General features: G+C 50.5%; 13 protein-coding genes and 1 pseudogene. 9 read left to right on the plus strand and 5 right to left on the minus strand.

Annotated features, from left to right (window positions below; all coding sequences use genetic code 11):
* Nucleotides 1-10 precede the first annotated feature (10 nt).
* A complete protein-coding gene (locus ACTF5Z_RS05175; RefSeq protein WP_438984761.1) occupies nucleotides 11-1,639 on the plus strand; it encodes a long-chain-fatty-acid--CoA ligase in 1,629 nt (542 codons plus the stop codon).
* A gap of 158 nt (nucleotides 1,640-1,797) precedes the next feature.
* On the opposite strand, the gene groL is transcribed toward ACTF5Z_RS05175, so the two are convergent.
* The 3 genes from groL to ACTF5Z_RS05190 form a co-directional block, all read right to left on the minus strand.
* A complete protein-coding gene (gene groL / locus ACTF5Z_RS05180) occupies nucleotides 1,798-3,438 on the minus strand; it encodes a chaperonin GroEL (protein ID WP_438984770.1) in 1,641 nt (546 codons plus the stop codon).
* A 37-nt stretch (nucleotides 3,439-3,475) separates the two neighbouring features.
* On the minus strand, nucleotides 3,476-3,766 hold the full coding sequence (locus tag ACTF5Z_RS05185) for a co-chaperone GroES (protein ID WP_009575594.1): 291 nt from the start codon (nucleotides 3,764-3,766) through the stop codon (nucleotides 3,476-3,478).
* A 165-nt stretch (nucleotides 3,767-3,931) separates the two neighbouring features.
* Nucleotides 3,932-4,357, minus strand: a complete 426-nt coding sequence (locus tag ACTF5Z_RS05190; RefSeq protein WP_438984762.1) for an FxsA family protein — start codon at nucleotides 4,355-4,357, stop codon at nucleotides 3,932-3,934.
* 72 nt (nucleotides 4,358-4,429) lie between these two features.
* On the opposite strand from ACTF5Z_RS05190, the gene ACTF5Z_RS05195 reads away from it, so the two are divergent.
* Entirely contained in the window at nucleotides 4,430-5,230 is an 801-nt protein-coding gene (locus ACTF5Z_RS05195) for an SDR family oxidoreductase (RefSeq protein ID WP_438984771.1), read from the plus strand.
* Nucleotides 5,231-5,310: 80 nt separating this feature from the next.
* Here the strand turns inward: ACTF5Z_RS05195 and ACTF5Z_RS05200 are convergent, their stop codons facing one another.
* Entirely contained in the window at nucleotides 5,311-5,592 is a 282-nt protein-coding gene (locus tag ACTF5Z_RS05200; protein ID WP_438984763.1) for a pyrimidine/purine nucleoside phosphorylase, read from the minus strand.
* Nucleotides 5,593-5,835: 243 nt separating this feature from the next.
* Here ACTF5Z_RS05200 and ACTF5Z_RS05205 point away from each other — a divergent pair, with 243 nt between their 5' ends.
* Entirely contained in the window at nucleotides 5,836-7,155 is a 1,320-nt protein-coding gene (locus ACTF5Z_RS05205) for an AmpG family muropeptide MFS transporter (RefSeq protein WP_438984764.1), read from the plus strand.
* Nucleotides 7,156-7,187: 32 nt separating this feature from the next.
* Here the strand turns inward: ACTF5Z_RS05205 and sodB are convergent, their stop codons facing one another.
* On the minus strand, nucleotides 7,188-7,769 hold the full coding sequence (gene sodB / locus ACTF5Z_RS05210) for a superoxide dismutase [Fe] (protein WP_423849694.1): 582 nt from the start codon (nucleotides 7,767-7,769) through the stop codon (nucleotides 7,188-7,190).
* A gap of 138 nt (nucleotides 7,770-7,907) precedes the next feature.
* On the opposite strand from sodB, the gene ACTF5Z_RS05215 reads away from it, so the two are divergent.
* From ACTF5Z_RS05215 to nudF, 6 genes and pseudogenes are all read left to right on the plus strand, one after another.
* The gene (locus ACTF5Z_RS05215) at nucleotides 7,908-8,531 is read left to right on the plus strand and encodes a urate hydroxylase PuuD (RefSeq protein ID WP_438984765.1); all 624 of its coding nucleotides are present in this window, start codon (nucleotides 7,908-7,910) and stop codon (nucleotides 8,529-8,531) included.
* Between the two features lie 57 nt (nucleotides 8,532-8,588).
* Nucleotides 8,589-9,347, plus strand: coding sequence for a hypothetical protein (locus ACTF5Z_RS05220; protein WP_423849696.1), 759 nt, complete (start codon nucleotides 8,589-8,591; stop codon nucleotides 9,345-9,347).
* 12 nt (nucleotides 9,348-9,359) lie between these two features.
* Entirely contained in the window at nucleotides 9,360-10,883 is a 1,524-nt protein-coding gene (locus ACTF5Z_RS05225) for a fumarate hydratase (protein WP_438984766.1), read from the plus strand.
* Entirely contained in the window at nucleotides 10,876-12,318 is a 1,443-nt protein-coding gene (gene sbcB / locus ACTF5Z_RS05230) for an exodeoxyribonuclease I (protein ID WP_438984767.1), read from the plus strand. Before ACTF5Z_RS05225 ends, sbcB begins: the two co-directional genes overlap by 8 nt.
* Nucleotides 12,319-12,337: 19 nt before the next feature.
* Nucleotides 12,338-13,354 (plus strand): aspartate carbamoyltransferase, encoded by a 1,017-nt coding sequence (locus ACTF5Z_RS05235; protein ID WP_438984768.1) that lies wholly within the window; start codon nucleotides 12,338-12,340, stop codon nucleotides 13,352-13,354.
* A pseudogene (gene nudF / locus ACTF5Z_RS05240) lies at nucleotides 13,351-13,547 on the plus strand (ADP-ribose diphosphatase); the annotation flags it as partial. The gene ACTF5Z_RS05235 and the pseudogene nudF, both read left to right, overlap by 4 nt.

Raw genomic sequence — 13,547 nt, forward strand, 5'->3', positions numbered from 1 at the left:
AGGAGTAGCGATGAATGGTTTAATGATGAGCGTTTCGCTTAATCTGAAGTCGATTATTGAACACAGCACGCGAGTGAATGGTGACGGCGAGATCGTATCGGTAACTCGAGACAATCCGCGCCATCGTTACACGTACCAAGAGGCGTTTACACGGGCAAATCAACTTGCGTCCGCGATGTCGTCTTGGGGCTTGCAGCCCGGCGATCGCGTTGCAACTCTTGCCTGGAACGACTACCGTCACTTTGAAACCTACTACGCAGTAGGTTGCTCTGGTTACGTGACGCATACCATCAACCCACGTTTATTCCCCGAGCAGCTGGTGTTTATCATCAATCATGCCGATGATCAGTACGTATTCCTGGATGCCGACTTTGTGCCTTTGGTGGAAAAAATCGCCGACCAATGTCCGGGTGTAAAAGGCTACGTGGTGATGATCAGTGAAGATCAAATGCCAGAGACGACACTACCTAATGCAATGTGCTACGAGACTTTGGTGGCTTCTGCAGCGGCCGATTATGATTGGCCCGATGTCGATGAGAATGCAGCCTGTGCCTTATGCTATACCTCGGGTACTACCGGTAATCCCAAAGGTGTTTTGTACTCGCATCGTTCCACCATCTTACACGCATACGCTGGCTTAATGCCCGACGCGATGGGTTTGGGGCAAGCGGATGTCATTTTGCCGATCGTACCTATGTTCCATGTGAATGCGTGGGGCTTGCCTTACGCTTGTCCGATGATTGGCGCCAAAATGGTTATGCCAGGCAACAAAATGGGTGATGGTGAAACACTGGCTGCATTAATTAACGAAGAAAACGTGACTTTCTCGGCGGGTGTACCCACCGTCTGGCTCAGTCTAATTAACTATCTGAAACAGTCAGGCATGCGGGTAGAATCGTTACGTCGCGTTATCGTGGGCGGGTCGGCGTGTCCCTTATCGATTATGGAAGACTTCGATACCTATGGCGTAGAAACTCGTGTTGGCTGGGGTATGACCGAAATGAGCCCGCTGGGAACGACCAACCCCAGCATGGATATTCGCGATGAGATGTCAGCCGACGAATTCGCTAAATTGCGCTTAAAGGCTGGGCGTCCGATCTACGGTTGTGACGTCAAAATTACCGATGACGACAATAACGAGTTGCCATGGGATGGCGTGGCTTTCGGCTCGCTAAAAGTTCGTGGTCCTTGGATTTGTAGCGCTTACTACAAATTAGAGGGCAGCTCAGCGCACGGTGAGGACGGTTGGTTTGAAACGGGTGATGTAGCGACTATTGATCCCCGTGGTTATATCGCCATCACCGATCGAACTAAAGACGTGATCAAGTCAGGCGGTGAATGGATTTCATCGATCGACGTCGAAAACGTGGCGACCGATCACCCGAAGGTGGCAGAGGCGGCAGTCATTGGCCGTATTCACGACAAGTGGGGTGAGCGGCCTCTATTGATCGTGGTACGAAACGCACAGGGTGCCGATTTAACCCCCGAGGAAATTACCGAGTGGTTCGACGGTAAAATTGCGAAGTGGTGGACGCCTGATGCGGTTGAGTTCATCGATGAGATGCCACATACGGCAACCGGTAAAATCCAGAAAACGACACTGCGAGATATGTTTGCTGACTTTAAGTTCTCAAGTTGAGTCAGCATGTAGTCCCAGAAGCCCGCTCTTTGTAGCGGGCTTTTTTTTAGGTTCGCGAATTTGGTTTACTTTTTTAGTCTCGACGACTGTGAATCGCATGCGCAAAAAAAAGCCCAGTAGCCTGGGCTACTGGGCTCTCCGTTAAGCGTAAGGCTAGCTTACATCATGCCGCCCATACCGCCCATGCCGCCCATATCAGGCATTGCAGGGGCACCGTTTTCTTCAACGATGTCGGTAATCATAACTTCGGTGGTGATCATCAAACCAGCAACTGAACCCGCGGCTTGAAGCGCTGTGCGAGTTACTTTAGCTGGGTCAAGGATACCCATTTCAATCATGTCACCGTAGACACCTGTCGCCGCGTTGTAGCCAAAGTTGCCTTCACCGGCTTTAACTTTGTCGAGTACTACAGAGGCTTCGTCGCCAGCGTTCGCAACGATTTGACGCAGTGGTCCTTCCATTGCACGAAGTGCAGCGTTGATGCCGTGGGTTTGATCTTCGTTATCACCAGTCAGGCCTTGAATTTCCATCAAAGCGCGAACCAATGCGACACCACCACCCGCTACCACGCCTTCCTCAACCGCAGCGCGAGTCGCGTGCAGCGCATCTTCAACGCGTGCTTTCTTCTCTTTCATTTCGATTTCAGTAGCCGCACCCACTTTAATGACCGCAACGCCACCTGCTAATTTCGCAACGCGCTCTTGCAGTTTTTCGCGATCATAGTCGGATGAGGTGTTTTCAATCTGAACACGGATTTCTTTAACGCGAGCTTGAATGGCTTCGGCATCACCTGCGCCATCAATGATGGTGGTGTTGTCTTTGTCCATGGTGACGCGCTTCGCAGTACCTAGGTGCTCTAAAGTGGCTGACTCTAGGTCTAGGCCCACTTCTTCAGAAATCACAACACCACCGGTCAGGGTCGCGATGTCTTGCAACATAGCTTTACGACGATCGCCGAAGCCAGGTGCTTTACAGGCCGCAACTTTCACGATGCCACGCATGTTGTTAACAACCAAAGTGGCCAACGCTTCGCCTTCTACGTCTTCAGCGATAATAACCAAAGGCTTAGATGCTTTTGCTACTTGCTCAAGCAAAGGCAGCAATTCGCGGATGTTCGAGATTTTTTTGTCAACCAACAAAATGAAGGGCGAATCGACTTCTGCGCTCATGTTGTCTTGGTTGTTGATGAAGTAAGGCGACAGGTAACCGCGATCAAACTGCATACCTTCTACTACGTCGAGTTCGTTCTGAAGACCAGAACCTTCTTCAACCGTGATAACGCCTTCTTTACCGACTTTCTCCATTGCGTCGGCAATGATGTCACCGACTTGGCTGTCGCTGTTTGCTGAGATAGTACCTACCTGAGCGATCGCTTTTTTGTCTTCACATGGAATCGCCGCGGCTGATACTTTCTCAACGGCTGCAGCAATCGCTTTGTCGATGCCGCGCTTAAGATCCATTGGGTTCATGCCGGCAGCTACGGCTTTCAGGCCTTCGTTAACGATAGACTGAGCCAAAACGGTTGCAGTGGTTGTGCCGTCACCTGCGACATCAGACGCTTGAGAGGCGACTTCTTTAACCATCTGCGCGCCCATGTTCTCGAGCTTGTCTTTCAGCTCGATTTCTTTCGCGACAGAAACACCGTCTTTAGTCACGGTAGGAGCACCGAACGACTTGTCTAGTACAACGTTACGACCTTTGGGGCCCAAAGTTGCTTTAACGGCGTCAGCTAGAGTGTTAACGCCTTTCAACATGCGCTGACGCGCCTTATCACCAAATACTACTTCTTTTGCCATGATTAAATTCCTTGACTGTTAGTGTGAAACACAAGCGTTATTACTCTACGACAGCGTAGATTTCGCTTTCGCTCATAATGATTAATTCTTCACCGTCGACTTCGATAGTGTTGCTGCCAGCGTACTGACCAAACACAACTTTATCGCCGACTTTAACTGCCATGGCGCGAGTTTCGCCGTTATCCAGAGCTTTGCCTGTACCGACAGCTACTACTTCACCTTGGTTGGGTTTTTCTTTCGCAGAGCCGGGCAACAAAATGCCGCCAGCTGTGGTTTGCTCTTCTTCCTTACGACGAACGACCACACGGTCGTACAACGGACGAATATTCATTGATGTCAATCTCCACTAATAAGATGTTATAGACACCCCTTAATCAGGGCTGCTCTTTATATGGGGGTGCGTATACCGATTTCAAGGGCTACTTAGCAGTCTTTTGTGTAGAGTGCTAAAAATTTTTTATTAAGGAGTATTGCTTTTATTATCAATGAGTTGTGTCTATTCTCGATCTTTCTCTTCGTATTCGCCTTCGATTATTGTGAAATTTTTGTCGGTTGTTCTATCGTAAAAAGTGGTTTGTTCGGGGGCTTTTTGCCCTAGCATCGAAGCAAGCTTTCGGCGTAAGGGCGAGATTAGAATAAATAAAGCGCTGATGTCAGACAGCAGGCCTGGAATCATCAACAGTATTGCCGCGAAGCCAATTGCCATGTCGTCGAGCAACAGGCGGCTGGAGATCCAAGGCTGACCCGTTTGCGCCGCCTGTGCTTGCTTGAGCATGCTTAGTCCCTGCTGCTTCAGTAGCGTTAAACCACCGAAAAAGGTTGCAAGCACATAGAACAGAGTATTGAGGCTCCCGATGTGGTCACCCAACTCTATAAGCGTAAAGAGCTCTAAAAATGGGAATAATAAAATGAACAGTTGCATGGGCACCTCCGCGGTCACATCCACTGTAACATTGGGTGCTAAACCGACACTACAGTCTTCTTACTATTGTTAATCGGGTACAATCGTTGTTTTTTCAAGAGGTGTATGAAAATGGATCTAACCAACAAAGTGATTGCGATAACCGGCGGCGCCCAAGGTTTAGGCTTTAGTATGGCCGAGGGTTTAGCGAGAAAGGGCGCTCAGTTTGCGCTGATTGACGTAAACGCCGAGCGTTTGGAAGAGGCTGTTAGCAAGCTTGCCGATATGGGAGCGACGGCGCGTGCTTACGTCACCAACGTGGCTGACGAGCAAAGTGTTATCAATACCTTTGACGCTATTGTTCGAGATTTTGGTGCATTAGATGGACTCGTCAACAACGCCGGTATTCTGCGCGATGGTATGTTGCTGAAGGTCAAAGATGGCGAAATCGTCAAGAAAATGTCCTTGGCTGAGTGGCAAGCGGTGATTGATGTAAACTTAACGGGTGTATTTTTGTGTGGCCGAGAAGCCGCCGAGCGCATGGTCTCGCTGGGTACCAAGGGCGTTATTATTAACATCTCGTCGGTGTCACGCGCGGGGAATATTGGCCAAACCAACTACTCGGCTGCTAAAGCAGGTGTTGCGGCCATGGCAGTGACCTGGGCGAAAGAGCTGGCTCGATTTGGCATTCGCGCCATGGCGATCGCGCCCGGATTTATTGGTACAGAAATGATTGCCTCCATGAAGCCTGAAGCTTTAGCTAAAATGTCTGCGCAAATACCTCTGGGTCGAGTGGGTGAGCCCTCAGAAATTGCATCGACTGTCGCCTTTATTCTTGAGAATGACTACCTGACAGGTCGGGTCATTGAAACGGATGGTGGCATACGAATCTAGACTACAGGTTCCTCACAAAGCTTCTGGTAAGATCGCTGTAGCCCCTGAAGCGCTGCAGCGATTGTTCCAATGTTTGACGTTTAACTGTAAAAACACAAGTACGCGGTAGCTGTCTCCGCTCTTACTTCAAACGATTGGTTGGCTTCTATCTCAAACTGGTTGCCAGCTGAGTAAGATTGCCAAGCGTCAGATCCAGGCAAACGGACAACGAGCTCGCCATAAACGACCTGCATGAGCTCATGCTGGCTTGTACCAAACGTATATTCTCCAGGGGCCATAACCCCCGAGGTTACGCCGCCCTCTGCGCCCGCAAAGGCAATAGACTTTACGTTACCATCAAAATATTCGTTTACGCTTAGCATAGTAGTACTCCAATATTCGAGGCGCTGAACATACACCTTCAGCTTGATACTGTCATTCGAAAAGTCTCGGCGTCTTTCAGAATTCGATAAGTAAGTCATCGTTGTCGATTTCTTTATGAGATCAGCTCGCATAATTTTGTCAGCGTCAGTCAGGCGTGACACAATCACCGCGTCGTGGCATGCGGCGTGACCAAAGAAGTCAGTACACCCTTTACGCGGACAGCTGCGGCGGACTCAGTGATTATGAATTGGCAAACAACCCTACAAACGTATAAAGATATCCGGCTGCTGTGGATATTTCTTATGGGGTGTTCTTCGGGCTTCCCCTTCGTTTTGATTGGCTCGAACTTTAGCGGGTGGCTGACCGATGCCGGCATCTCGCGAGCGCAAGTAGGCCTGATGGGTTCAGTTGCCACTGTCTACGCGGTGAACTTTGTTTGGGCGCCATTGATTGATCGTGTGCGTATTCCGGTGCTGAGCTCAAGGTTAGGTCAGCGTCGCAGCTGGATCTTGAGTATGCAGTTGCTTATGTTGGTGTTGGTGTTGGCGATTACTCAGGTCGACCTCTCATTGGGGTTGTGGTTGCCTGGCGTTATAGCGCTGGGTATCGCCACCTGCAGTGCGACTCAAGACATCGCCGTCGACGCTTATCGTATTGATCAATTTGCCCCCCAAGAGCAGAAATTTTTGCCTCCTGCTGCGGCGCTTGCCATTATTGGTTGGTGGACAGGGTATTCTCTGCCGGGTTATCTGGCGTTTAGCAATGCAGATGGTTTGGGCTGGAATCAGGTCTACGGGTTAATGGCTGTCGTTCTCGTACTGTTAATCTGTGCGACGCTGATGGTTGGCGAACCCAAGTTAGATCGCGATGCGCTTCAACAACAAGCAGCTGCTCGCTACTCGCGGGCAAGCGGTGTAAAAGCCTGGTTGCTGGTGACTTTTGTCGAGCCCTTTGCTGACTTTTTTAGGAAGAATGGCGTGCGTGTTGCTCTAACGCTGATGTTGTTCATATTCCTGTTTAAAATTGGTGAGGCTTTTCTGGGCCGAATGTCGATTGTGTTCTACAAAGAGGTTGGCTTTAGTAATCAGCAAATCGCCGAGTACACTAAGCTGTTTGGCTGGATGATTACTATCGCTTTTACGATACTGGGAAGTCTATTCAATACCCATTACGGTGTGGTGAAAGGTCTGTTAATTGGCGGTATCGCCATGGCCGGTAGTAACCTAATGTTCGCGATCATTGCTGCGGCAGGTCCATTGGAATGGCTGCTCTTGCTTACGCTCATCGTTGATAATTTCACAACAGCCTTCTCTACGGTTGCTTTCGTATCGTTTTTGACCGCTCTTACCGGTAGGGCATTCAGCGCAACGCAATACGCCTTACTGGCATCACTGGGGAATTTGAGTCGAACAACCTTGGCCGGATTTAGTGGTTTTACTGTTGATTGGCTGGGTTCTTGGGAACGTTTTTTCGTAGTGACCGCACTGATGGTGCTGCCATCTTTGTTAATGCTTTTTATGGTTCGCGATCGATTCGAGCGGTTAGCGCAAGAAGGTAACTGATTGGCGCCACCAAAGGTGGCGCCGGGGTCTTATTAAGCAAAGTTCGCGTTCACAAAGTCCCAGTTAACCAAAGCCCAGAACGCTTCCATGTATTTGGGGCGGGCGTTGCGGTAGTCAACGTAGTAGGCATGTTCCCAAACGTCAACGGTCAGCAGCGGCGTTACTGATGCATCCGTTAAGGGCGTGGCTGCATTGCTGGTATTGACGATGGCAACGCTACCATCTGCATTTTTAACAAGCCAGGTCCAGCCTGAGCCAAAATTGTTGATTGCAGAGTTGGTGAACTGTTCTTTGAACGCGTCAAACGAGCCGAAGGCTGCTGTGATGGCGTCAGCAATCGCGCCAGTCGCGTCACCACCACCATTGGGTGATAGGCAATTCCAATAGAATGTGTGGTTCCACACTTGAGCTGCATTATTGAAGACGCCGCCTTCAGAGGTTTTAACGATATCTTCCAAGCTTTTTGAGGCCATATCGGTGCCGTCAACTAAGCCGTTTAATTTATCAACATAGGTTTGATGATGTTTGCCGTAATGGAACTCGAGTGTTTCGGCTGAGATATGTGGCTCAAGTGCATCTTTGGCGTAAGGCAGTGTAGGGAGTTCAAAAGACATAGTCAGTCTCCAAAAAGGTGGTTAGAATGAATTGGCTGACGCCGTGCTGTAGTTGGCGTCGGTGCAGCGTACAAGGTAGTTAAAACTACCAGAGCGCGTATTATAACGTAAAAGGCTAGGTCATAGGAGACAAGAAGAATGGTCGAATTAAACTTTTTGGCACGATGGTTCCACGTGTTGTTTGGGGTGGTGTGGATCGGAATGCTGTACTACTTTAACTTTGTGCAGATGGCATATTTTGCAGAAGCTGAGCCCAGCGCAAAATCAGACGCAATGAAAAAATTGGCGCCTCGCGCACTGTGGTGGTTCCGATGGGGTGCTGCTGCAACCTTCGTGACCGGATTGGCACTTCTTCACCTGGGTGGTTACTCGTTCACGTCGATGGCAGATCGACCACTGATCTGGCTGGGCGTTTTGATGGGTACGTTGATGTTCTTGAATGTCTGGCTGATCATCTGGCCTAACCAGCAAATCGTGTTGGGAATGAAAGAGGGCGACGGTGCTGCAGCTGGCGCAAAAGCGACCTTGGCATCACGCACAAACACCTTATTTTCTGGCCCGATGTTATTTGGTATGTTGGCGGCATCACACTACGCTGTAGGTGGCTCCCCGCAGGCCTTTTACGTGGGTGCAGGTATTGTATTGCTACTTGAGATCAATGCGATTTTTGGCAAGTTGGGTATTTTGAAATCAGTGCCGGGCGTCGTTCATGCAAGCTTGGGCTTAACTCTCGTCCTTTGGGGTATCGTTAGCTATCTTTAGAGGGTTTCTGCGCAGTCCTGCGCAGGGTATAATTGGGTTTTTAATTGGAACAGCCGCATGGCCGACGATTTTGAACCCCTAACCTCGATAGTTGCTGAGGCCGACGAAGATCGTCGACCTCAGCAACGTTCTCGGCGCCCAGCAGCCTCTGGCCTTGGTGCCCGAATATTCACCGCCACGTTTGTTTTCGTTGCACTTGCCGTCGCCGTGGCAAGCGTCATTTGGTCATGGCAACTTCAGCAGCAGTTAGTGGAAGCTAGCCACATTATGGAGCGTCATAACGAGCGAATTATGGAGCTCGAAGCAGCGCTTGCCGATACCGATGAAGGATTAAGTCAGAACGCTGCGCAAATGGCGGTTCGTATCAAAGAGCTTTACTCCGAAGTCGATAAACTCTGGGCCAGCGCGTGGCGACGTAATAAGGCTGATATCGAAGCTTTACAAAAAGCGTCTACCAATCAAGATAAAGCTCTTAAGGCTTTAGTTTCAGCGGATAAAACTGCGATCGACGAGCGAGCTCAAACCACGGCCATGCTGGATTTGCTGCGTAAAGACATGGCTGCATTAAAGTCGGTTGCCTCGGATTTGGAGCGGCTGACTGCGAATGCGTCAAGTAATCAGACCGCACTTGAGCGCACCGCAGATAAAGTGAATAAGTTAACCCTGCAATTCGCGGCACTATCTAAGCGGGTCGAGGGTAATGAAGAGTGGATTGGCTCGATCAACGCCTTCCGCCGTCAAGTAAATACCACACTCAGCGACTTACAGCGCGCGGTGCGCGAGTTGGAAGCACCAGCGACACCCTCTAGCCCCTAAATCGGAGACCCCATGACCGTTATTCGCCAAGACGACTTTATCGATAGCGTTGCCGACGCTCTTCAGTTTATTTCGTACTATCACCCTAAGGATTTTGTACAGGCCTTACATCAAGCTTACGAGCACGAATTAAACCCAGCTGCGAAGGATGCCATGGCGCAGATCTTGATTAACTCAAGGTTGTGCGCACAGGGTAAGCGACCAATCTGCCAGGATACCGGTATCGTTACCGTCTTTTTAAAAATTGGGATGAATGTGGTTTGGGATGCGACCATGTCGGTTGCTGATATGGTCAACGAGGGCGTACGTCGCGCCTACACCCACCCCGACAACGTGTTGCGTGCCTCGATTCTCGAGGATCCAGCTGGTGCGCGCCGCAATACCAAAGACAACACGCCTGCCGTTATTCATATGGAGGTTGTGGCCGGCGATACCGTCGATGTCCAGGTGGCGGCAAAAGGTGGTGGTTCTGAAAACAAATCTAAGTTGGCGATGTTGAATCCGTCTGACAATATCGTGGATTGGGTGGTCAAAACTGTACCTACCATGGGTGCGGGCTGGTGCCCACCGGGAATGCTGGGGATAGGTATTGGTGGCACGGCAGAGAAGGCCGCCGTCATGGCCAAAGAATCTTTGATGGACCCGATCGATATTCATGAATTGCGCAAACGGGGCCCGTCGAATCGCGTCGAAGAACTGCGTCTGGAAATTATGGATGCGGTAAACCGTTTGGGTATCGGAGCCCAAGGTTTGGGCGGATTAACGACCGTGCTAGACGTTAAAATCAAAGACTACCCCACGCATGCTGCGTCTTTACCCGTCGCAATGATTCCAAACTGCGCCGCCACTCGCCACGCACACTTTGTGCTAGACGGCTCGGGTCCCGCGCTACAGACACCCCCCGATCTGAATGATTGGCCTGATATTACTTGGGAAGTAGGTGACTCGGTTCGCCGCGTGAATCTGGATACGGTAACGCAAGAAGAGGCTGCTTCTTGGAAGCCAGGTGATACCCTTCTGCTGTCAGGCAAAATGTTGACCGGTCGTGATGCGGCGCACAAGAAAATGAAAGAATTAATTGAAAGCGGTGAAGGGTTACCCGAAGGTGTGGACTTGAAAGGACGCTTTATCTATTACGTGGGTCCCGTTGACCCTGTGCGTGACGAAATAGTCGGTCCTGCGGGTCCAACGACGTCTACTCGCATGGATAAGTTTACCGACTTTATTCTCGAAAAAACCGGCTTGTTGGGCATGATCGGTAAAGCTGAGCGGGGCCCCGCCGGAATCGAAGCCATTAAGAAGCACAAGGCGGTTTATTTAATGGCGGTGGGTGGCGCGGCTTATCTGGTATCTAAAGCAATCACCTCGTCACGTGTTGTCGCTTTTGAAGAGTTGGGCATGGAAGCTATTTACGAGTTTGAAGTCAAAGACATGCCCGTGAGCGTCGCGGTCGATGTAAATGGTGTGTCAGTGCATCAAACTGGACCGCAGGAATGGCGCGCCAAAATCGAAGAGCAGGCACTCGAGCTTGTCTGATACCTTTTACTGGCACGATTACGAAACCTTCGGGGCGAGTCCTGCAAAGGATCGCCCTTGCCAGTTTGCCGGATTACGAACCGACGCAAATTTGAATGTTATAGGCGATCCGCTTGTCGTCTATTCACGTCCGACGCCCGATTACTTGCCCAACCCGATGGCGGTACTGGTTACCGGTATAACACCACAAGAAGCGCTACAGAAAGGGCTGTCTGAGCGAGACTTTATCACGCGAATTCATGCCGAATTGAGTCAGCCTTTGACTTGCGGGGTAGGTTACAACTCACTGCGTTTTGATGACGAAGTCACGCGTTACACCCTGTACCGAAATTTTTTTGATCCCTATGGCCGCGAGTATCAAGATGGTAATTCCCGTTGGGATTTGATTGATCTTGTGCGGGCGAGCTATGTGCTGCGGCCTGAGGGGATCGAGTGGCCGATGTCTGACGAAGGATATATGTCGGCTAAGCTTGAGCGTTTAACGGCAGCAAACGGTATCGAGCACGCGGGTGCGCACGATGCCTTAGTAGATGTCAAAGCGACCATCGAATTGGCAAAACTGATCAAAACCAAGCAGCCTAAACTGTTCGAGTATTACTTAGGTCTGCGTTTTAAACGCGCTGCGCAAGAACAGTTGGCGCTAGGTCAGTGGCGTCCGGTGCTGCATGTTTCGGGTATGTTCGGCGCACGTCATGCCAACATTGGCATGGTGGTACCAGCCATTCAGCATCCGACCAATAAAAACGAGATTATTACCATCGACTTGAGTCAGCCGCCTGAAAAACTCTTGGATTATTCGGCCGATGAATTGCGTCAGCGCCTGTATACGCCCGCCGATCAACTTGAGGGCGAACGCCCCGCGCTTAAATCGATTCACATAAATCGAGCCCCGTTTATCGCACCAGCAAAAATGATGACCGACGAAGTCGCGGGCAGAGCGAATTTGGATTTGGCCGCCTTGCGCGAAAACATGAAAGCTCTGCAGGCGTTGGTAAAAGAGCGAGGCAATGAATTGCTAGCGCTATTGCGCGATGTGTACGCTCACAAGCGTGTCGCGGAGCCGACTGACCCCGAGTGGGACTTGTACGGCGGGTTTCTGTCTGATGGTGATAGACGCTTGTGCGACCAAATTAAAAGCGCCTCCCCGCAGATATTAGCTCGAAGCAGCTTCCCTTTTGAGGATCGTCGTTTGGGTGAATTGTTGTTTCGATATCGCGCGCGCAACTTTCCTGACACCCTATCCCTTGATGAAAAAATGCAGTGGCAAGAATATTGTTTTGAGCGTATAACGCGCGAAGATCAGGGCACGATGCACATGGAGCGTTTGTTCGAGGAAATTGCTGTAATACGGCAAGTTTCAGGCGATGATCCACGAGCTATGCAGTTGATGGATGCATTAGAATCTTATTCGGACACATTGTTAGCGCTGGAATAGCGCTTTAAAAGGAGTTTGTGTGAAGTTCGCCGGCAGTCATATTTTATCGGTGTCACAGTTTGAACGCGCAGATGTAGAACACGTATTTGCGGTGGCTGATCGCATGCGCCCATTTGCAGAGCGTGAACTCATGACCAAGGCCTTGGACGGCGCGATTCTTGGTGCGATGTTTTTTGAGCCCTCGACCCGAACGCGAGTGAGCTTTGGTAGTGCCTTCAACTTGCTCGGAGGCGAGGTCCGCGAGACCACCGGATTTGAGCACAGTGCCATTGCTAAAGGCGAATCGCTCTACGATACCGCGCGTGTGATCAGTGGCTACAGTGATGTCATTGCAATGCGTCACCCCGAATCGGGCTCGGTCAGTGAGTTTGCTGCGGCGAGTCGGGTGCCTGTCATTAATGGTGGGGACGGCAGCAACGAACATCCAAGCCAGGCCTTGCTGGATTTATACACCATTCGCAAAGAGCGCGAGGACCAGGGTGGTGGGGTCGATGGATTGCGAATAGCGCTGGTAGGGGATTTAAAATATGGGCGCACGGTACACTCGCTTTGCCAGTTGCTTTCGGTATTTAAAAACCTGCACATCGTCTTAGTTTCGCCCAAAGAACTGTGCATGCCCGAGTACATAATCGAACACTTGCGTCAGGCAGGCCATACTGTGATCGAGTCGGATCAACTGGAAGCGTCGATTAGCCAGGTTGACATTGTGTATTCAACCAGATTGCAGGAAGAACGTTTTAGTTCGACACAAGAGGCTGACCTGTACCGAGGGCGTTTCCGCTTGAATCAGGCGATTTACACCCAAAATTGTCAACCGAACACGGTGATTATGCACCCTCTGCCACGCGACAGTCGTGCCAATGCTCGTGAGCTGGATGTGGATCTTAACGACAACCCGAATTTGGCGATTTTTCGCCAGACCGACAATGGTGTTCTGGTGCGTATGGCTTTATTTGCGCTGATTTTAGATGTTGTCGATCTGGTAGAAAAAGAGGCGCGCCCCGTTCAATGGTTTACGGCAAGACGATTTAAATGACGTATTCGCCCCAATACACCCGAGCGGATGTTGAGATACTAGAACAGGATTGGGTTTTCCGGGGTTATTTTGGCGTCCGGCAAGTCATACTCCGGCATCGAAAATTTGACGGGAGTTGGAGCGAGGCCATTACTCGCGAACTATTCGAGCGCGGTGATGCGGTAGCGGTGTTGCCCTACGATGTGGCGCGGGA

This window comes from Aequoribacter sp. (assembly GCF_965659035.1).
Lineage (GTDB): Bacteria > Pseudomonadota > Gammaproteobacteria > Pseudomonadales > Halieaceae > Aequoribacter.